Genomic DNA, 21135 nt, shown 5'->3' on the forward strand with positions numbered 1-21135 from the left:
GAAGTGCGTCGGCTGATTCAGCTGACGCACTTTTCGGTTTTATGCCCTTTCGTTCAGAAATGGATTTACGATCGCGGCAGTTGGTGCTCGCCGCAGTTGGTGTTTCGCCGCAGTTGGTGTTGTCACCAACTGCCCGCCAAGCGAGACGATGTGACTTTTATGGTTGTGAAACGTATCAAGTTAGTAAATCAACTAGCCTGACATGTATCACCATCACATCCAATTTTTCACAGCCACCAATCTCTGGTGGAAGAAACTTCTACTTCAGGATAAATACAAGGATATTGTAATCGACAGTCTTCGTTTCCTGGTTGAAAAGCAAAGAGTGAAAGTGCATGCTTTTGTCATCATGCCCAATCACATTCATTTAATGTGGAGGATTGATAAAGCGTTCCTTCTTCAGGATGTTCAACGTGATTTCTTAAAATTCACTGCACAGCAGATTAAGTTCGACTTACTGGATTCTGATCCTGAACTTCTTGCCCAGTTCGAGGTAAATCTGCGCGATCGGAGATATCAATTCTGGGAGAGGAACCCGTTGAGTATTGATTTGTATTCACCTTGGGTTTTGAAGCAAAAGTTACGTTACATTCATCGGAATCCGCTTCAAGAGAGATGGAAGTTGGTTGATGATGAATGTGATTATTGGTATAGCTCGGCAAGATTTTATTCCTCGGGGATTGATGATTTTGGCTTTTTGACACATTACCAGGATTAGCGCGCCCGGCCGCGCGATGTCGATCGCCGCCCCGCGGGCCGCCGCCCCGCCGCCGCCCCGCCGTTGTTGGTGTTGTCACCAACAACAACTCTATTTAGGTGTATAGTGGCGGTTTGTTGGTGACAACACCAACAAATGTCATCCTAAATATCTTTTCGTACGAAATATTTCCTACCTTTGAGGCGTTAGGTAATAAATGCGATTTTTTAATGGAACCGACGAAATCAGAATTGGAAATACTGCAGGTGCTTTGGGAGCATGGACCATCGACCGTGCGGTTTGTAAATGACAAATTGAATGAGGAAAAACGTGCAGTACAATACTCCTCGACGTTGAAACTCATGCAGATCATGGCGGAAAAAGGCATTCTCGCCAGAGATGAAAGCAGTATGAAGCACATATATAGTCCGGCGGAGGAAGAAGATAAGACAAAAACAGCCTTGCTGGAACGCTTTGTGGACTCGATGTACAAAGGTTCAGCGGCAAGTTTAGTAATGCAGCTTTTTGGTAACAAAAATACGTCTTCGCAGGATCTCGACGAGATCAAGGATTTTCTGAAAAAGCTCGATAAATGATTCATTAGAGTCCACCTGAATTAATCGAATAGCCATGGAAGTTGAAATCGTAAATCAACCGTATTTTGAAAAATTCATCCGTACGATGTGCCTCACATTGATGCATTCGCTCTGGCAGGGGCTGATCGTGGCGATACTGGCGGGCGCGATCCTGCTGTTTACGAAAAAGGCCAAACCGGTGCTCAGGTATAATCTGCTGGTGGTATTATTAGTAGGATTTATGTCGGCTGCTTGCTTCACATTTACCATATTGATGCAACAGGAAGATCGGCCAATGAGCGTTCCCGGGTTAAGTATTTCGAACTTTTCTACGGTAAAACTGACGGATTCGACCCAGGTGGCCGGAAGTGTAAATACGAACCTGGTCGATGTCATCCGGGAATTTTGTGTCGAGCATTCACGGCTCATCGTTGCATGCTGGTTTTTGATGTTTGCATTTAAAAGCTTCCAGGCGGTAGCGGGTTTTTTGTATTTGAAAAAAATAAAGAGTCATAACATACACGAACCTGTAAAAAACTGGAAGACCAGGTTTGCCTGTTTAGCGGAGAAATTGCGCGTGAATCGGCAGATAAGGCTGATGGAATCGGGAAATGTAATGGTTCCGATGGTTATAGGATTTTTTAAGCCGATTGTGATGGTGCCGCTGGGAATGCTGGCAAATCTTCCGGCCAGCCAGGTGGAAGCCATTCTTTTGCATGAGCTGGCGCATATCCGGAGGAAAGATTATTTCGTGAACCTCATCCAGATATTCTGTGAGAATGTGTTCTTTTTCAATCCGGCTTTACTCTGGATCTCCTCTCTGATCCGGGAAGAACGTGAGCATTGCTGCGATGACCTTGCCATTGAAGTGTTGCAGAGCAAGACTTCATTCGTTCAGGCTCTGGTCTCATTTCAGGAGTATAACCTGGCCACCTCTTCCGTTACGATCGCGTTTTCCAAAAAGCGTAATCACCTGCTGGACAGGATCAAGCGAATTATTAATAACAACAATAAACCTTTAGATGCCATGGAAAAATTATTTGTAACAATCAGTTTAGTCTCAGCCGCAGTACTGTCTGCCGCCGTCTCACACGTTAACCCGGAAATGGGTAAAGCGATCGTTTCACACAAACAAAAACAGCAGATTGTGGCTCAGGCTCCATTGAAGATTGTGCTACCTGAAACGATAACCGATACTTTACCAAAAAAAGGGAAGCAAAGTGAGATCAGCATTCATTCCGCAAATGTGTATACTGCCACGGAAGGAGTGAGTACTTATAATGTACATATGGATGGAAAAGCCTATGACATTGTCCAAAAAAATGGCAGTATCATTGATCTGAATATTGATGGTAAACAAATCCCCGAAAGTGAAATAGCCTCGCACCAGGCGGAAATTGATAAGATTATTCAGGTTGTAAAAGTGGAGCATGAAAAGGCGGAGGTAGAGCGCGGCAAGGCGGATGAAAGGCGTAAAGAAGCGGAAGTGTATCGTAACGAGGCAGATAAAATGCGGAAAGAAGCGGAAGTGCATCGTAATGAGGCAGATAAAATGCGGGGAGAAGCAGATAAGAGGCGCGCCGAAGCAGATGAAATGCGTAAAAGTGCGGAAGCCCACAGGGTTATAGCTGACAAACACCGCGAGGAAGCCGAGCAAATGCGTAAAGGTGCGGAGAAGGAACGCCAGGCTTACGAGAAAATGCAGAATGACCTGATTAATGATCTGAAGGAAGCGGGCATTATTACAGGCACGACAAATCTTTCCTACCGGCTTACTCAGGATGAGTTGGTTGTGAATGGCCAGAAAGTTTCTGCGGCGTTACACCAAAAAATAAAAGCCAGGTACATTCAGGACCGGGCGGTGGAGATGGTATATAATTACAAAGGAAGAACCGGGTATACTACAACTGGATTTATTTATACAAAATAACGGGAACAAACGGGCTGGGGACACTACCCGGCCCGGTAACGAACAAGTATAACATTCCTGCTGCCGCATTTTAATGGAAGTCGTCACGAAATGCATTGCTTCCATGGATCGCAGAATTTTTATCAAAAGTACAGGGACCCTCGTCGCGGCGGCATCGCTGGCCGCACCGGGTTTTTCACTTTCCGTCCCTCCTAAGAATAAGCTTCCTAAATGGAAAGGCTTTAATCTCCTTGATTTTTTCTCGCCGGATCCTAATTCCAGTCGGAAGGCAACTGCTGAAGAGCAGTTTAAATGGATGCAGGATTGGGGCTTTGATTTTGTGAGAATTCCAATGGCGTATCCAGCATATTTGAAATTCGACAGAAGCCGGAATATTACCGAGGAAGAAGTTTATCAAATTGATCAGCAGGCAGTTGATAAGATTGACAAACTTGTTTCGACCGCACATAAGTACAACATGCACGTCAGCCTGAACCTCCACCGGGCGCCCGGCTACTGCGTGAATGCAGGATTTCATGAGCCTTACAATCTCTGGACAGACCAGAAAGCCTTGGATGCATTTTGTTTTCACTGGAATATGTGGGCAAAAAAATATAAAGATGCGACTCCAAAGCAGATCAGTTTCGATTTGCTGAATGAGCCAAGTATGCGGGCGGATATGAACGATCAGCATTCAAAACGGTCTTCGGTGCCTGGTGATGTTTACCGAAAATTAGCCGTTGCAGCTTCTGCGGCGATCAGGAAGGAAAACCCGACGCATTTAATCATCGCGGATGGGAATGATGTAGGGAGTTCCGTCATTCCTGAAATAGCGGACCTGGATATCGGTCAGAGTTGCCGGGGTTATCATCCCGGGATTATTTCGCATTACAAAGCGCCGTGGGCGATGAAGGATACCGAAAATCTGCCGCAGCCTAAATGGCCCGGACAGGTTGGCAATCAGTATCTGAGCCGCGCCATGCTCGAAAAGTTTTACAAACCCTGGATTGACCTGGTAGGAAAAGGGGTGGGCGTACACTGCGGGGAATGTGGCTGCTGGAACAAAACGCCTCACGATGTGTTCCTCGCCTGGTTCGGAGATGTACTCGATATTTTATCGTCGAATGGCATTGGTTTCTCGCTCTGGGAATTTTCGGGCGACTTTGGAGTGCTTGATTCCCGTCGGGATGATGTAGTTTATGAAGACTGGCACGGACACAAGCTGGATCGGAAACTGCTGACCTTGATGCAGAAACAGTAGCCGATGTTTCCGGCCTATCGATCCGGCAGCGTGTAAACGCCTGCCGGATCTTCATTGCAGCTCTGCAAGTAATCCTCTCAGGTTTAAGCTTTTGGTATACATTTCAATGGAGCCGTCGGGCAGGTAGTTCCAGAACTCTTTGGGTCTGTCCCAATACAGCTCGACTCCGTTTTGATCGGGATCATTCAGGTACAATGCCTCGGAGACACCGTGGTCGCTGGCGCCGGACAATGGATATTCCGCTTTTAATAAACGGTTAAGAATAGCCGCCAGATCCTTTCGGGTAGGGTACAGAATGGCGGTATGGAACAGACCTACGCCGTGCTGGCTTGCGGGTGGTGAATCTTTACTATACCACGTATTCAGACCGATATGATGGTGGTAACCCCCGGCAGAAATGAAAACAGCCTGATCGCCATACCGGGTCGTGATTTCAAAGCCCAGTAAACCACAGTAAAAATCCAGCGAACGTTCCAGGTTGGCAACTTTCAAATGTACGTGGCCGATTCGGGTTAATGCAGGCAGTTTGTAATCTTCCGGTTCCATATGAGAGGATCTTTTAATTTGTGAATCAATTACATTTAGTTGCGGTAAAAAATTCCGGAAGTGCCCTTTAACAAGAAGTCTGTCAAAAATTATCTCAACTGAATGAATCGCCGAGAAGCATTATCCTCTGTTCTGGCCGTAACAGGAACCGGACTTTTACCTATGCCAGCACCGACCAAAAAGGAACCGTCTTTTATTTATTCCCTCAACATGAGCACGTTGCGGGGGCACAAACTCGGATTCAGAAAAGAATTGGAAGTTGCTTCCAAAGCGGGATACGGGTCAGTTGAGATCTGGATCAACACTTTGCAGGATTATCTTAAAAACGGAGGCACACTGCCCGAAGCCAGGCGGATCGTTGAGGATCTGGGCCTGAAAGTAGAAGACGCCATCGGATTTGCTACCTGGATCGTAGATGACGAAACTGCCCGCGCCAAAGCACTTGACCAATTAAAAATGGAAATGGAGCAGTTGGCGCAAATAGGTTGTCCCCGAGTGGCGGCCCCTCCCATGGGCGCAACTACCGGAGCTCCATTAGATCTTAAAAGGGTAGCGGAACGGTACCGTACGATCCTCGAACTTGGTGACAAAACGGGCGTTGTGCCGCATTTGGAACTATGGGGTTTTTCAAAAAACCTGAGCCGGGTGGGGGAGATACTTTATGTGGCGGTGGAATCCGGACACCCGTCTGCGCGGCTACTCATGGATGTCTATCATTTACATAAAGGCGGCTCGGGAATGGAAAGTGTAAAAGATGTGGGTAAACCGCTCATCGAGATTTTTCATATGAACGATTATCCGGCGACGCCGCCACGAGAAACGATTACGGATGCAGACCGCGTGTATGCAGGTGACGGGATCGCGCCATTGAAAGATTTGCTTAAATCACTAAAAGATCCGGACAAACCCATTATTTTGTCATTTGAAGTATTCAACCAGGGATACTATGCTCAGGATCCATTGCTCGTGGCAAAAACGGGTTTGGCGAAAATGAGAAAAGTGGGAGAGCGAGTGTGAATAAATTAATTCATCCATGCATTTTATTAAACACCTATGAGTGAGGTAAAACTGAAACTAGATAACCGTGGAAGAGGAGGATTTTACCTTGAAAAAGACGGAAAGCAAATTGGGGAAATGGTAGTAGGTTTGAGCGAAACCACATTGACAGTTTATCACACGGAAGTAGACCCTGAAATGGAGGGCCAGGGATTTGCAAAAAAAATGTTCGACGAAATGGTAAGCTACGCGAGAGATCAAGAGCTGCTTGTTATGCCGCTTTGTGAATACGTGCACGCCCAGTTTCGCAGGCACCCCGATGATTTCGCAGACATTTGGAAAAAGTGAAACCCTTATTCGGGTTTCTCAATTCAATCCTTCGGTACAGGTAAATAGACCATAAATGTAGATCCCTCGCCGGGCGTACTTCTGGCAGTAATGTAGCCGTGATGGTTTTGAACAACCTTTTTGCAAAGAGCTAACCCAATTCCCGACCCGGCAAATTCACTGCGTCCGTGCAGCCGCTGGAACATCTGGAAAATCCGGTCAAGATAAGTTTCCTCGAAACCGATCCCATTATCTGATACTTCCACGCAAATATATGACTGATCGTCGAGCAGCTTCGGGATCCGCGATTTTTCATTCTCGTCGACGACGCGGAAGGAAATGTTTATTTCGGATGGTATCTCCGGTTTTCTGTATTTGATCGCATTACTGAGCAGGTTCTGAAAAAGCTGCGTCAATTGCGAGGAGATGCCCCAAACAGCTGGAAGTGGCTCGACAGTAATGTTGGATTTCTGCTCCTGGATCGAAATTTCCAGATCGGCCAGAACGTCTTTTACAACCTGATTTAAGCCTACCGGCTGAAAATTTCCGTCGTGAGTGGAGAGCCTGGAAAACGCCAGCAGGTCGTCGATCATCGCCGACATCCGTTTTGACGCATCCTGAATGCGGCTGAGCATAAATGCGCCGTTCTCATCTAATTCTTTTGAATAAACAGCTGATAATCTGGACCCGAAAGATTGAATCTTGCGGAGGGGTTCCTGCATGTCGTGGCTGGCTGCGTAAGCAAATTGTTGCAGGTTATTGTTTGAATTAATGAGTTCCAGATTCGTCTGATACAATTCTTCGGTACGCTGCTGGACCCGGCGTTCCAATTCGCTCGCAAGCTGCCGGTACTTCTCCTCACTTTTCCGGAGTTTTTGTTCCGATTCGATGCGGTCGGTAATGTCCATTACGATCCCCGAAATGGTTTTAGTATTTCCGGAACTGTCGAACAGATATTTACCAATTACCCTGATCCAGTGGATCGAACCATCTATCCAAACAAAACGGGCTTCGTATTTCAGATCGCCGGTTTTTTCGGCTATACTGTATGCATCCAGCCTCGTTTGCAGGTCATCCGGATGAACATGATTAATGAACATTTCGCGCGTAATATTCAACTCTTCTCGACCTGTAATAATCCTCGCCATCGTCGGAGAATGGATGATCACATTCGAATCCGCATTGATCAGAAACGATCCGGCTCCTGAGCCTTCGATGGTCATCGCTGCCTGCTGGTCAGCCCATGTCACTTTTTCCTGATTGCTGATCTCATAGGTAATATCCCGCGACACGCCCGAAAAACGGTAAGGGGTTCCGTCGGTTGTAAAATAGGCCTGCCCGCGGCAGTGCAGCCACCTCAAGATCTTATCAGTAGCCCCAACAGTCCGGTAGCGAATGTCATAGAGATTTCTCAGATCAGGATTTAATGCATTCGCAACTGCCGCTTTTACGCGTTCACGGTCTTCATAATGAATGTGTTGCATTAAGTTTTCAAACGTCAGCTCTTCTTCCTTCGGATTCCCGTAAAGCTGTTTACAGCGGTCGTCGAATGCGATCGTCTGTTTTACAGGATCCGTATTCCAGATTCCGAGCTGAGCGGCTTCCAGGGCAAATGTCAGATTCTCCTCACTTTCACGATGTGCCTTTTCAGTTTTCAATTGCTCTGTCAAATCCCTCATGGAACCTACCATTCTTACTGGCCTATCGTCAACCTTAATGGTGTAACCTCTGTCGTGCACGTTCGCATATGAGCCGTCGGAACGTTTGAACCGGTAATAATCCGACCAGTTATTTTCGCCATTATCAATAACCGTATGAATATTCCGGATCACTCTGTCCTGATCATCGGGATGAATACGCTCGTACCACGAATCGGGCCCACTTTTGATTTCTTCGGACGCGTAACCAAAAATCGATTCCATTCCTTTATTCCACCAGACCGTGCCATTTACCAGGTCCCAGTCCCAGATCACATCATGTGTCGCTTTGGCGACCAGTTCAAACCGTTCAATAGCAACCAGTAAATCGTCTTTGTTCTCTTTGTACGTATTAATCATGTCTAAAAATAAGCCCTCAGCGTTTTTGGTAAAATCTTTAGCAAACCTTCATCCGTCGTAAAAATAGGGATATTCATGCAAAGTAAATGTCGGTTACTGCCGCGTATCGTGTTTAAATCGCGATTAAGTAAAGACAGTTGAATATTCGCTTTTACTCGCAGATCATTTCCGACAATTCCAAAACGAGAACGGACCATCATGCTCAAATCAACGATTCACTTTCTGCTCGCAGGGATTTTGCTTCTTACCGGCTTTACGGTTGTGCCATTCCAAAAACGGGTATCACTTTTCGACGGCAGATCTTTTAATGGATGGGAAGGGGATACGGTAAAAACCTGGAAGATCGAGGATGGTGCGCTGGCAGGAGGCTCGCTGCAGGAAACAGTGCCGCACAATGATTTTCTGTGTACAAAAAAGACTTATTCGAATTTTATTCTTAAAGTAAAGTTCAAGCTAACCGGCAGCGAAGGGTTCATTAACACAGGTGTGCAATTCCATAGCATACGTGCAAAAGATCCTGCTTATGAGATGGTCGGCTATCAGGCAGATCTTGGGGATAAATACTGGGCGAGCTTATATGATGAATCAAGAAGAAACAAAACGCTGGCGGCTCCCGATTCAGCGACGGTCCATAAAATCCTGAAAACGAATGACTGGAACGACTACGAAGTTCGAAGTGAGAATGGGCGCATTCAATTGTTTTTAAATGGAAAGCAAACGGTTGATTACACCGAACCGGACAAATCCATTCCGCAAAAAGGCATTATCGGCCTGCAGATACATGGCGGCGGGAAGGCGAAAGTATATTATAAAGACATTTACATTCAAGAACTCTGAGGTTAACGCCAGCTTTTGAGCAGTCTTCGGATCACAACGATTTCGGCGGTATGATAGGCATTGTGGTCGGCAATAAGTAATGCTTCCCTCAAAAGCGTCTGGCCGCTGCCCCAGGGAAAGGGTTTTGTCAGGTCGTTGTTTTCATCTTTTAAAAGTTCGAAAAATCGTTTCCGGTCTTGTTGAATTTGTTCCAGAGATCTTTCCCACGTTTCATCATCAACTTCCGTAACGGGATCTGACCAGTAATCATCCGGCCATTTTAACTCATGGTAATCATCAGAAGTGGAAAAGTCGACAATGTCTTTTTGGGCAATTCTCAAATGGTCAACCAGTTGCCAAATGCTGTAAGGCAAATTCTCAGGTGTTTTACCGCGAAGGTTGGCCGGTAGATCTGCAACCGCATCTTCAAAAGTTACATGTGCATGGCCATTTATAGTAAGTGAAATAAGCTCGTCGACAAGTTTTTTTCGTTGGTCTTTTTCCATTAAGCATCAATAATTTAGGTACGCGAATCAAAAGATTTTTAATTGTTTATTTTAGTGAAATCATCCCATTCTAACCTTTTTCTGATTGAACTATGCATCGTACGCGTCGGAAGTTTCTCAAAAATGTGACTGCGGCATCTGCTTTTCTGGCAACAGAAAGTATCGCAAAGCCATTCAATATTATAAAAGATCTTAAAAAAATCAGTCCCAATGACAAGATCCGTTTTGCGACGATCGGCATGGGGATCCAGGGACATCAGGATACGCGTGCCGCATTGCGAAGTTCGCCGGACTTAGAATTCGTAGCTGCCGCGGATTTGTATGACGGGCGACTGACACGGGTGAAAGAACTGTTTGGAAAGGAGGTTTCCACGACAAGAGATTACCGTCAGATCATTGACCGCAAGGATATTGACGCGGTTTTGATAGTCACACCGGATCACTGGCACGATCACATTACCAAAGCGTCGCTCAAAGCCGGAAAAAATGTGTACTGCGAAAAACCAATGGTACATCACATCGACGAGGGACTTTCTGTGATTGATGCATGGAAAAAGTCAGGTAAAACCATGCAGGTCGGGAGCCAGTCGATCAGTTCTGCTGCCTACAAAGAGGCGAAACGAATGGTGCAGGCAGGCGACATTGGCGATATTAATTTTGTCGAATCCAATTACGATCGTTTTAATGCAATCGGCGCCTGGAATTATTCGATTCCGACCGATGCATCTCCTCAAACTGTCGATTGGGAAACGTATCTGGGTGACGCCCCGAAAGTACCATTCGATGCAAAACGTTTTTTCCGCTGGCGCAATTACCGCGACTACGGCACCGGCGTTGCAGGCGATTTATTTGTGCATTTGATCACCGGAGTGCATTTTGTGACCAATTCACTGGGCCCCGAACGTATACTTTCTTCCGGCGAGCTGAGTTACTGGAAAGACGGCCGCGATGTGCCCGACGTTCTGGTCTCCATTTTGGATTACCCCAAAACGGATGTGCATACCAATTTCCAAATGGTTCTGCGGGTCAATTTTGCCAATGCGGGATCTATCGAAAACAACACCCGGATCGTCGGTACAGAAGGACAGATCGTTTTCACAAACAGTAATTTGATCCTCAATCAAAAGAAGCTTCCAAAGGCACCGGGTTTTGGGGGATACGATAGTTATAACACCTTTTCGGAAGCGGAACAAAAGGAATTTAAAAGGCAGTACGATGCGCAGTATCCGGAAGATACGCGAAAAGCGGATCCAATAAAGGAACTGAAATTTGAAGCACCAAAAGGTGATGATCCTCACGCGAACCATTTCCGCGATTTTTTCGAAAATGTAAGAAAAGGAAATGTGGGTACGATTGAAGATCCCGTATTCGGCTTCCGCGCCGCTGCGCCGGTACTGGCTTGCAACGAAAGCTATTTCAGCAAGAAAATCGTCCATTGGGATCCCGTTGCCATGAAGATGAAGAAAAAGTAAGTCCTTGATAACATGTCCCCGAATCACTTTCAAATACAACCGCATCACATGAAGTACATTAACCTGACGATTGCATTCGCTTTCTCCATTGTAACGACTTTCGCCCAGACAGGAAAAGTTCTGGATAACCTGTCGCTCCCATCGAAGCTGCTGAAATCCGAAAGAAAATTTGCGATATATCTTCCGCCCGATTACGCTACTTCCGAGAGAAGCTATCCGGTACTTTACCTTTTGCATGGCGCGGGCGATAATCATACCGGCTGGGTACAATTCGGCGAAGTTCTGAATATCACCGATAAGGCGATACGTGACGGCAGCGCAACGCCGATGATTATTGTAATGCCGGATGCAGACACGGGAAGGAGGGGTTATTTCAACGATGTAAAAGGCGACTGGCCTTATGAAGATTTCTTTTTTCAGGAGTTAATGCCTTATGTGGAGAAAAAGTACCGCATTAAAGGTGAAAAGCGGTACCGTGCAGTGGCGGGGCTTTCTATGGGGGGCGGCGGTACTTTCATGTATGCGCTCCACCATCCTGAACTTTTCTCGTCAGCTTGTCCGCTGAGTGCTTCCACTGGTCCCATTACCATCGAAGACGCCAAAAAGAACCTAATCCGCACCAATCCTACTGTTCACGATTCTACTGTTACGAACTACTATAACCGGCATAGTGCACTCGCATTGATCAATAACATGCCCGATGCAAATAAGAAAGCCATTCGCTGGTTTATTGACTGCGGGGATGACGATTTTCTTTATGAAGGTAACAGTCTGGTTCACATTGCATTGCGGAAGAAGGAGATTCCGCACGAATTCCGCATCCGAGAAGGGGCACATAACTGGACCTACTGGCGGGAGTCACTTCCCAATGTGTTAAGTTTTGTTTCTCAGGCATTTCATCAGTATTGAGGGGTATGATTCAGGATATTTTGCCGGGGATAAAACAGTTTGATCTCACCGGAAAAGTGGCGATCGTTACGGGTGGCTCAAAAGGCCTGGGTCTGGCCATGGCCGCCGGGCTGGCTTCGGCGGGGGCCAACATTTTGCTGGTGAACCGGAACGCCCTGGAAGGGGAAAGGAGCGCGGCGGAACTTTGCATTTCGTTTGGTACCCGTGTCTTATCTTATGCCGCTGACATTACGAAGAAAGAGGATACCGAGGCAATGGCCAGATTTGCAGTTGAAAATCTGGGACAAATCGACATTCTCATTAACAGCGCAGGAATCAACATCCGCGGACCTATTGACGAGCTGGATCCCTCTGATTTCAATAAAGTAATGGAAGTAAATGTAAGTGGCACGTGGCTTTCGTCGCGTGCCGTTACACCGTATATGAAAACCCAAAAACATGGCCGGATCATCAATCTGGCCAGTACATTAGGTTTAGTCGGGCTTGCAAACCGGACACCTTACACGGCAAGTAAAGGAGCGGTAGTCCAAATGACCAGGGCTCTTGCATTGGAACTGGCACCTTTTAATATTATGGTGAATGCCATTTGCCCGGGTCCTTTTTTAACTGAAATGAACATCCCGATCGCCGAAAGCGAAGAAGCAAAAGATATCATTCTCGGCGCGACGGCATTAAAGCGCTGGGGCCATCTGCGGGAAATCCAGGGAGCTGCCATTTTCCTCGCGAGCGATGCGGCGAGTTATATGGTCGGCTCGATACTTACGGTTGATGGCGGCTGGACAGCCAGGTGAGAAGTTACCTGGCTGTTATTTTCAGTTTTTCCCAACATTGCTTTGTTATTTTCGATCAGTTCGTTAATGCTTGCTTTAAGCTTTTCGAGCTGTTTAACTGACTTCTTTAATTCCTCATTTTCCAGTTTCAGCGTTTTTGCCGATTCAATCAAATGCGGAATGAAGCCGGAATAATTCACGGACTTCATTCCGTCTTTGTCAGTATGCGCCAATTCCGGGAAAATGGCTTCAATCTTCTGCGCAATTACCCCGGTTTGCAGCGACTGGTCCGTCTTAGGATCTTCAAGTAATCGTTGTAACCTTTGGCATTACTGATTTTAGTTAGGCTGTTATCTAAAGTTTTAAAGTCGCGTTTCAAGCGGCGGTCGGAAGTTTGTATTAAAGCTCCATGAAAGAGGCCTTGACCAGCAGAGTTAACCCAGAATCTCCAATTATTGCCGATGAAGATTCCAACCTGATCATCTGCTTTCATACCTGCGAATGCGTTTGGCTGTTGCTGAGAATCGTTAAAAAATAGGCCGGCAGTTTTACCGTTTGAGGAATTCTCATTATGACATTACCAGTCGCATTTCAGGCAATTCCTTGAAAGCTGAATTGTTTTGGAGCTTGACAGTAGGCGAAGCAAAAGGTAACTGACAGTATAATTGCAAGGGAAAATTTCGTGGCTAAATCAGTTAGTTCCGAATTATCTTAATTGTCCTCTCTCCAACTACCCCTTTTATCCGCAGCAGATGCAAACCAGTTCTTGGCAGGACAATATCTTGCTTGGTTGCCGGATCTCGTTGTGTCATAATGGTTGTGCCATTTATGTCGACTAGTTCCAATGAGGAAATGCGATCGGGTAATCTCACTTCGACCTTTCCATTCGGCGTGGGATTTGGAAATGCGACAAATCGATCCAGATTTTCATTTTCAGGAACGACCGAGACGATTCTGCTCAATGTAAATTTCTCGTCGAAGTCGACTTGTTTTAGACGGTAGTAGCTCGTGGTCGTCAATTCCGAATCTGTAAATTGATAATCTTTCTCAGTCTCCTGATTACCGCCATCGACCCAGCCAATAGCATCGAAAAATTTTCCATCGACAGACTTCTGGATTTCGAAACCTTTATTGCTGACCTCCTGAACCGTCTTCCAGTTAAGCTGCGCATTTCCGGCACTGGTCAGATGTGCTTTGAAACTAATCAGTTTGACCGGCAGTGCTGATATACTAGTGGGAGTGAGCGTACCGATGACCCAGTTGACGCTCAGGTTTCCGACCGTGGCATTATTGGCTGCTCCGTAAATACCCGAAGGAGAGATTGTTTGTGGGAAGGAGACGTGCGCTGTTAATATCAGGGACAGAAATAGTGATATTGAAAGTGGTTTCATTTTTCTGTGGAGTTTGCTTTAGAAGAATTCGTATCGGCTCTTACATTTAATGGGGCTGTATCTGCCGAAAGTTTGGCAGCATTCAAAAGTGTATTGAGCTCTTTTCGAATGCCTTCAATTTCACCCGCCTGCGCCTTTAAAGCTTCGTTTTGCGCTTTCATGGAAGTATTCAAATTTTTTAGATACTCCACCGAAGCTTTCAACTCCTTCACCGACTCAATCAAATGCGGGATCAGCCCGGTATAATTCACCGACTTAAAACCCTTATCATCCGTTTTTACCAGCTCAGGAAAATGCGTCTCCACTTCCTGCGCGATCAACCCGGTTTGAAGTGTTTGGTCCAACGTGCTGTCTTTCCAGAAATAATGGTAACCATTCAGGTCAGTGAGTTTGGCGAGGCTGTTGCTTAGGGAAGCGAAGTTGCGTTTGAGGCGGAGGTCGGAGGTGTTGTAGTTGGAGCCTGAGATTGTTGCATTGCCATTATCATCTACCCAAAAAAGCCATTTGTCTTTGTTGAAAAAGCCAATCTCATTATCTGCCTTCATTCCGATAAATGTTTCTGGCAAACCTTTCGAGTTATCTAAGAAAATGCCTGCAGAAGTTCCGTTCGCGGAGTTTGGATTGTAACGAATTCGTGGACGACCGCCAATATCGAGTATATATTTAGGTTCCAAAACTATTGATCCTATTCCGAAGTTGCCGTTCCTTAGTATTGTAACAGCATTGGAGCGGTTGTCGTTTGATGATCCATTTCCGATTTGAAAAAGGCGGTCGGCAGATGCTGGACTTTTAGGATCTGGCTTGTCGGCAATGTCATTATAAGATCCCATTGCCATTGATTCGTAAGCGTATACCCAGTTGCCTGAACCCAATACAAAAGAATGAGCACCAACACTGTAATTTACATACCCTAATGCCGTTGAACTTGCGCCAGAGGCAGAGTTTGTCGTTCCGATTGAGACGGCTCGGTCACCAGTGGCAGATGAACTTGATCCCAGCGCTATCGATGTTTCACCATACGCCCTCGTATCTTCACCCATTGCAATTGAACTTCTTCCTATATTATGATCGTCCCATTGATCATTTGAAATGCTGCCAGCACGGAAAGCAGCCTTTCTTGGATACCATATCATGGCAACATGGTCAACTAATGGATCCAAAAAATCTCCTCCGCCTAGAACCCCCGTCTGCACGATAGGGTCATAGTTTATCCAACGATTGGCTTCTTTAGCATGGTAGGCCTCTGATGCCTCAGCAGCATGTAATGCATACGGAACACTCAGAATTTGAGTTGCCCCAAGATTCGTATAATTACTTCCGCCGGTAACATCAACTTCAACTTGGAGGAAATATTTCAAGTCGGCTTTCCACTCCATATCCTTGAAGACACCGTCTGAAACAGCTCCGCTGCCACATGCAACTGTAAAAATTCCAGACGATGAGGTGATGGGTTCATGCGTTTCCCTATAATGGATTGGGCCAAGCGCAGTGACTGATCGAATCGTTAGCCTCAGCGAAATCTTAGTATTCGAAATTACTTCTCCCGTAGCATTTCTGGCGACTCCCTGGAAGTCGAATGCTTGTGGGGCTTGTGCGTGTAGTCCGATTGCCAGTAGAAATACCAACAGGAGGGTTATCGTTGTTTTCATTGTATTTTTTGAACTGATTTTATTGTTAAAAATTGATTTGGATTTTGATGCAAATGGAGTTTTAGATTGGCTATTTAGAAGATGTTTCGAGTACTGAATTGCTGGTCAGTCTGTTGATCGCGGTTTCCAGCTTTTCCAAGCGCTTTAATGCAGTTTTCAGCGCATCATTCTCCGCAGTGACTTGCTGGTATTTTTTGTCAAGTTCCTTCACCGACTCAATCAAATGCGGGATCAGCCCGGTATAATTCACCGACTTAAAACCCTTATCATCCGTTTTTACCAGCTCAGGAAAATGCGTCTCCACTTCCTGCGCGATCAATCCGGTTTGAAGTGTTTGGTCCAACGTGCTGTCTTTCCAGAAATAATGGTAACCATTCAGGTCAGTGAGTTTGGGGAGGCTGTTGCTTAGGGAAGCGAAGTTGCGTTTGAGGCGGCGGTCGGAGGTTGTCAAAACTCCATTGATTACATGTGCGCTACCTTGATTATCAATCCAAAATGTCCATTTGTCTGTATGGTAAAAGCCAATCTCTGTGTTGGTTTTCATCCCTACAAAACCTTCCGGGCTCCCATTGGAATCATCAAAGAAAATTCCTGCGGTAGTTCCATTTGGAGACGCCGGATTGTGACGTATTCTTGGACGTGCTCCTATGTCGAGAATGTATTTGGGTTCCACTACATTTTTGCCGATTCCAACATTTCCGTTACCCAAGACTGTCATCGCATTAGCCCGAATGTTATCGATCACGCTACCCGCACCTATCTGAAAAATGCGCATTTGGCCAGTGTTCGGAATATCCGTAATATCGTTATTAAGGCCTACCACAAAGGAGCCTTCACCTTTTGCTACTGTGTTATATCCAGCTGCAAAAGATGCAGCCCCAACGGCTTTTGTATCAATTCCAAACGCGCTCGATATATCTCCTTTCGCTCTTGTGTTAACACCAAATGCGACCGACTGGTAGCCCATTGCGCTCTCGTCCCAATCCTCTCCGGCTCCTACGTACCCAGCTCTGAAAGCACCCTTTCTAGGATACCATATCATATTGTTTGTATTCTTAGAAATTGCTTGCAGGACTCCTCCCTGATTATCTTTTCCCGTTTGCACTACCGGATCGCCATCCTTCCATTTATCAGCCTGCCCCGCATGCAATGCGTATGGCACGCTTAAAAGCTGCGTTGCTCCAAGATCGATATAGTTACTTCCACCTGCTGCGTCCATTTCAACTTGCAGGAAGTAGCTACCAGCTGACCATTTAATGTTGGCGAAAGTATTCATTTGATTACTGCCAGCACCCACCGAAACGGTGAAAATGCCGCCATTTGAGGTTTGCGGTTTGTGGGTTTCCTGATAGACATTTGCACCGCCGGGAGATCCCTCGTGGATAGTGAGGCGGATTGATACCGCCGTGTTTGCAATGGTTTTACCGGCTGCGTCTCGTGCTACGCCCTGAAAACTAAATTGGTGTGGCGCCTGAGCCGAAAGTTGCACTACATGAAGGAGCAACAGAGAGAGGAGGAGTAACCTTTTCATAATTGAGCTGTTTTTTGTTTCAGCTAAAAATAGGTTACCGATTTACATGGGGCCGAAAGCGATTATTTCTCGGCGGGCAAAGAGTGAACGAAAGGTGAAAAAGCGGATTAAAAACGGATTAATTAATACACACTATGGCTACTATACGTTATGTAACTCATGGTTATTTTCTAAGAAAACATAGAAGGAAAGCTGGAATGCTTGTTTATGTAAATAATTTCATATCTTTTTGTACAGGCGGTCACATCAGCGTACCCCTACCTGGTAACCGCGCGTTTTTTTAGGTTTAGTACAAGAAAATGCAGCTTTAATCCCCCTCTAATTTTCAGGATCAAGACAGGTATCCTTGTGCCATTTGGCAACTGGATGTAAAAAATTTTGGCCAAAATTAAATGTGTAAAAAAGACACGTAAAGGTGGGATGCCGGAAACAGAAGCGTAATTACAAGCAGTTCATTTATACCAAGTTTAATTATTTTTTTTATCTACAATCTATACTTTAATCTATGAGAATTTCTAGCAGAAGAAGGGGTCGGAGTCTAATCCGGTGTTTTCATTCTCTTTTCATGGCCTTACTGGTCATAACTGCTGCGTCCGCTCAGGATGTCACAGTAAAAGGGAAAGTGAACGACGACCAGGGACAAGGGTTACCGGGGGTAAGTGTGGTGGTGAAAGGGACGTCGGTGGGTACTGTGACTGACCTGGAAGGTAATTATACGGTGAATGCGCCAGGTGCGGCAACAATTGTATTTTCATACATCGGCTATATCACGCAGGAGATCCCATTGGGGAATAAAACCAGCCTGGATGTAAAGCTGCTTAGCGATACAAAGGCACTTGAGGAAGTCGTTGTTGTGGGTTATGGTACGGCGAAGAAAGCGACTTTAACAGGTTCAGTAACGGCTGTAAAAGGCGGCGAACTTCAAAAAGCACCTGCCACGAACCTTTCCAACACTTTGAGCGGGCGTCTGCCGGGTGTATCTGCGGTGCAGGCGAGCGGCGAACCTGGTTACGACGGTTCTGCAATCCGTATCCGGGGAACTAACTCGCTGGGTAACAGCAATGCGCTGATCGTTGTGGACGGTGTTCCCAACCGTAGCGGAGGTTTGGACCGTTTGAATCCAGCGGACATTGAAAGCGTTTCGGTATTGAAAGATGCTGCTGCTGCGATCTATGGTTCACGCGCAGGTAACGGGGTTATTTTGATCACAACAAAAAGAGGTAAAACCGGAAAGCCTCAATTGTCCTATGACTTTAATATGGGTATGGGACAACCGACCCGTACACCGACGATGTCAAATGCAGCGGAATATGCCACGATCCGTAACGAATTGCAGATTTATGATAACCTGGCCGTGGGCGAGTGGCAAGGTGCTCTTCAAGGTTTTAATACCAATGGAACCTATACCAGAAAAGACAATGGTAATGTATTGAATGCGGTTTTTACCCCGACCGACATTCAGAAATTTCGGGACGGAACGGATCCTTTGATCCACCCCAATACCGACTGGTATGGCAGTGTGATACGAAAATGGTCTCCGCAGCAACGCCATAACCTGCAATTGACCGGCGGTAGTGACAACATCAAATACCTTGCTTCATTAGGCCATATCAATCAGGAAGGTAACTATGTGAATTCTGCGACAGGTTACAAGCAGTATGATATGCGTCTTAATCTGGATACGAAGATCAACAAGTATGTGAGTGCTAACCTGGGTCTGACTCTTCGCGAAGAATTCCGTCGTTTCCCGAATGGCGGTGGTGCGGGTGATATTTTCCGGATGTTGATGCGTGGAAAGCCGACTGAGATCGCGATCTGGCCGGATGGTCGTCCTGGTCCTGACATCGAAAACGGTCAGAACCCGGCGGTAATTACCACCAACACAACAGGTTATAATCACGATAAAAGAGATTATATCCAAACAAACGGGTCTCTTGAAATTCTTATCCCGGGTGTGGAAGGCCTGAAAGTGACTGCTATGGCGGCGATCGATAAACAATTACGTCGTCAGAAATCATTTCAGAAACCCTGGACACTGTATTTCTGGGATAAAAAGACTTACGAAGCAGATGGTACAAGCCCATTCCTCACTGGTACGGTTCGCTCGACATTCAGCGATCCCCGTCTGCAGGAAAATGCTTCACAGGAACTTTCGATCCAGTTAACCGGTCAGGTTTCGTATGAAAAGAGCATCAACTCCCACAATTTCAATGTGATGGCTGGTATACAGCGTGAAAAAGTGGATGCGGACGGGTTCTTTGCATTCCGCAGATATTTCATCTCGCCAGTTGTTGACCAGCTTTTTGCAGGGGGTAATCCTGAGCAGAACATCGACAACTTCGATCTTTTCAGCCGTGCGCGTTTGAGTTATTTCGGTCGTGCCGGTTATAATTACAAAGAAAAATACCTGGCTGAATTCCTTTGGCGTGTAGACGGTTCTTATGTATTTCCAAAAGACGGCCGTTTTGGTTTCTTTCCGGGAGTATCGGCGGGATGGAGAGTTTCAGAAGAGGATTTCTGGAAAAACAACATCAACTTCATGAACAATGTGAAGGTCCGTGGTTCATGGGGACAAATGGGTGCTGAGCCTTATTTCCTTGGAACAGAAAATCTTGCTGAATACCAGTATCTGTCAACAATGGCCTTTGGATCTTATGTGATAAACGATCAGGTTGCGAAGACGTTGCTTGAAACCCGTGTGGTCAATGAGAATTTCACCTGGGAGGTGGCGAACAACATGAACTTCGGTATTGAAGGTACTTTGTTCCATGACAAGATCGCATTTGAATTTGATTACTTTGTCAATAACCGTTCGAACATCCTGATCCCGAAAGCAGGTTCTACACCTTCCAGTGCAGGTATCGACGGAAAACTTCCACCACAAAACCTGGGTAAGCTGCAAAACAAAGGATGGGAGTTTAAAGTGAGCTACGATGGAAGCTCGGACGATTTCACCTATTCCGTGAGCTTGAATGGAGGGTATGCCAAAAACCAGATCAAATATTGGGATGAAACACCGGGAGCACCTGCTTATCAGCGTACAACCGGTATGCCTTACAACTCATTCCTTGCTTACCAGTATGATGGCGTGTTCAGAGATCAGGCCGAGGTGGATGCTAATCCATTGGATTACAGTGGAATTACCGGTACAATCCGTCCGGGTGATATGAAGTTTAAGGATTTGAATGGAGATAAAAAAATTACAGCGGATGATAAAAAGAGATCGGAGAAAACAAACCGTCCTCAGTTTACCGGAGGTGCTGCAATTAACCTGGGCTACAAAGCGTTTGATTTGTCGATTCTGTTTCAGGGTACTTTGGGAGGTCTTCAATACATCGGTCAGACAGAATCAGGTGACATTGGTAACTACCTGAAATATGCTTACGATCATCGCTGGACGATTGACAATCCAAGTTCTACCGAACCAAGGCTTGCCAATAGAAATAACACATACTATACCAATTTCGACAACGCTGGTGCTAATACCTATTATTTGAGAAGCAACAATTACCTGCGTCTGAAAAACATCGAGCTAGGCTACAACCTACCATCGGAAATCGGCAGCAAAGTTGGTTTAGGCAATCTGAGGGTGTATGTAAATGGACTTAACCTGTTCACTATTGATAAGATAAAAATCTGGGATCCGGAAGCGACTAATTCCAACGGACAATATTATCCGCAATCGAGAGTGCTAAACGCAGGTGTACGTGTAACTTTTTAAGG

General features: G+C 45.9%; 19 protein-coding genes. 11 read left to right on the forward strand and 8 right to left on the reverse strand.

All coding sequences use genetic code 11. From position 1 onward, the window contains the following. Positions 1–202 precede the first annotated feature (202 nt). From LZG72_RS01525 to LZG72_RS01540, 4 genes are all read left to right on the forward strand, one after another. On the forward strand, positions 203–718 hold the full coding sequence (locus tag LZG72_RS01525) for a transposase (RefSeq protein ID WP_233866671.1): 516 nt from the start codon (positions 203–205) through the stop codon (positions 716–718). Between the two features lie 209 nt (positions 719–927). After that, positions 928–1293 (forward strand): BlaI/MecI/CopY family transcriptional regulator, encoded by a 366-nt coding sequence (locus LZG72_RS01530; protein ID WP_233866673.1) that lies wholly within the window; start codon positions 928–930, stop codon positions 1291–1293. 34 nt (positions 1294–1327) lie between these two features. Further along, positions 1328–3202, forward strand: coding sequence for a M56 family metallopeptidase (locus LZG72_RS01535; RefSeq protein WP_233866675.1), 1875 nt, complete (start codon positions 1328–1330; stop codon positions 3200–3202). Positions 3203–3305: 103 nt separating this feature from the next. Beyond that, positions 3306–4442: a glycoside hydrolase family 5 protein gene (locus tag LZG72_RS01540; RefSeq protein WP_233866677.1), complete on the forward strand. Its 1137-nt coding sequence runs from the start codon at positions 3306–3308 to the stop codon at positions 4440–4442. Positions 4443–4493: 51 nt separating this feature from the next. On the opposite strand, the gene LZG72_RS01545 is transcribed toward LZG72_RS01540, so the two are convergent. After that, the gene (locus tag LZG72_RS01545) at positions 4494–4988 is read right to left on the reverse strand and encodes a VOC family protein (RefSeq protein ID WP_233866679.1); all 495 of its coding nucleotides are present in this window, start codon (positions 4986–4988) and stop codon (positions 4494–4496) included. Between the two features lie 102 nt (positions 4989–5090). Here LZG72_RS01545 and LZG72_RS01550 point away from each other — a divergent pair, with 102 nt between their 5' ends. Beyond that, positions 5091–6005 carry a sugar phosphate isomerase/epimerase gene (locus LZG72_RS01550; protein ID WP_233866682.1) on the forward strand — a complete coding sequence of 305 codons (915 nt, stop codon included), beginning with the start codon at positions 5091–5093 and terminating at the stop codon, positions 6003–6005. 36 nt (positions 6006–6041) lie between these two features. Then, positions 6042–6332, forward strand: coding sequence for a GNAT family N-acetyltransferase (locus LZG72_RS01555; RefSeq protein ID WP_233866685.1), 291 nt, complete (start codon positions 6042–6044; stop codon positions 6330–6332). Between the two features lie 23 nt (positions 6333–6355). Here the strand turns inward: LZG72_RS01555 and LZG72_RS01560 are convergent, their stop codons facing one another. Continuing rightward, positions 6356–8368, reverse strand: a complete 2013-nt coding sequence (locus tag LZG72_RS01560) for a PAS domain-containing protein (RefSeq protein WP_233866688.1) — start codon at positions 8366–8368, stop codon at positions 6356–6358. 198 nt (positions 8369–8566) lie between these two features. Here LZG72_RS01560 and LZG72_RS01565 point away from each other — a divergent pair, with 198 nt between their 5' ends. Next, positions 8567–9205 carry a DUF1080 domain-containing protein gene (locus LZG72_RS01565; RefSeq protein ID WP_233866691.1) on the forward strand — a complete coding sequence of 213 codons (639 nt, stop codon included), beginning with the start codon at positions 8567–8569 and terminating at the stop codon, positions 9203–9205. Positions 9206–9207: 2 nt separating this feature from the next. Here the strand turns inward: LZG72_RS01565 and LZG72_RS01570 are convergent, their stop codons facing one another. Then, a complete protein-coding gene (locus LZG72_RS01570) occupies positions 9208–9690 on the reverse strand; it encodes a DinB family protein (RefSeq protein ID WP_233866694.1) in 483 nt (160 codons plus the stop codon). A gap of 92 nt (positions 9691–9782) precedes the next feature. On the opposite strand from LZG72_RS01570, the gene LZG72_RS01575 reads away from it, so the two are divergent. Genes LZG72_RS01575 through LZG72_RS01585 form a run of 3 tightly spaced genes read left to right on the forward strand, consistent with a single transcriptional unit; the run spans position 9783 to position 12862 of the window. Beyond that, positions 9783–11162, forward strand: a complete 1380-nt coding sequence (locus LZG72_RS01575) for a Gfo/Idh/MocA family protein (RefSeq protein ID WP_233866697.1) — start codon at positions 9783–9785, stop codon at positions 11160–11162. A gap of 48 nt (positions 11163–11210) precedes the next feature. Further along, positions 11211–12071: an esterase family protein gene (locus LZG72_RS01580; protein ID WP_233866701.1), complete on the forward strand. Its 861-nt coding sequence runs from the start codon at positions 11211–11213 to the stop codon at positions 12069–12071. Between the two features lie 5 nt (positions 12072–12076). Then, complete coding sequence (locus tag LZG72_RS01585) at positions 12077–12862, forward strand: SDR family NAD(P)-dependent oxidoreductase (protein WP_233866704.1); 786 nt, start codon at positions 12077–12079, stop codon at positions 12860–12862. Here the strand turns inward: LZG72_RS01585 and LZG72_RS01590 are convergent. The 5 genes from LZG72_RS01590 to LZG72_RS01610 all read right to left on the reverse strand — a co-directional run bounded on the left by LZG72_RS01590 (position 12811) and on the right by LZG72_RS01610 (position 17412). Continuing rightward, positions 12811–13050, reverse strand: a complete 240-nt coding sequence (locus tag LZG72_RS01590; RefSeq protein WP_233866707.1) for a hypothetical protein — start codon at positions 13048–13050, stop codon at positions 12811–12813. The two genes, LZG72_RS01585 and LZG72_RS01590, sit on opposite strands and share 52 nt — an antisense overlap. Positions 13051–13106: 56 nt before the next feature. After that, complete coding sequence (locus tag LZG72_RS01595; RefSeq protein WP_233866709.1) at positions 13107–13334, reverse strand: tail fiber domain-containing protein; 228 nt, start codon at positions 13332–13334, stop codon at positions 13107–13109. A gap of 202 nt (positions 13335–13536) precedes the next feature. Further along, entirely contained in the window at positions 13537–14232 is a 696-nt protein-coding gene (locus LZG72_RS01600) for a T9SS type A sorting domain-containing protein (protein ID WP_233866711.1), read from the reverse strand. Then, on the reverse strand, positions 14229–15881 hold the full coding sequence (locus LZG72_RS01605) for a tail fiber domain-containing protein (protein ID WP_233866713.1): 1653 nt from the start codon (positions 15879–15881) through the stop codon (positions 14229–14231). The genes LZG72_RS01600 and LZG72_RS01605 overlap by 4 nt, the downstream gene beginning before the upstream one ends. Positions 15882–15951: 70 nt before the next feature. Beyond that, positions 15952–17412, reverse strand: coding sequence for a tail fiber domain-containing protein (locus tag LZG72_RS01610; RefSeq protein WP_233866715.1), 1461 nt, complete (start codon positions 17410–17412; stop codon positions 15952–15954). A 565-nt stretch (positions 17413–17977) separates the two neighbouring features. Between LZG72_RS01610 and LZG72_RS01615 the strand changes: the two genes are divergently transcribed. After that, a complete protein-coding gene (locus tag LZG72_RS01615; RefSeq protein ID WP_233866717.1) occupies positions 17978–21133 on the forward strand; it encodes a TonB-dependent receptor in 3156 nt (1051 codons plus the stop codon). The last annotated feature ends 2 nt before the right edge of the window (positions 21134–21135 follow it).

The organism is Dyadobacter sp. CY323, from assembly GCF_021390245.1.
Classification (GTDB): Bacteria; Bacteroidota; Bacteroidia; order Cytophagales; family Spirosomataceae; genus Dyadobacter.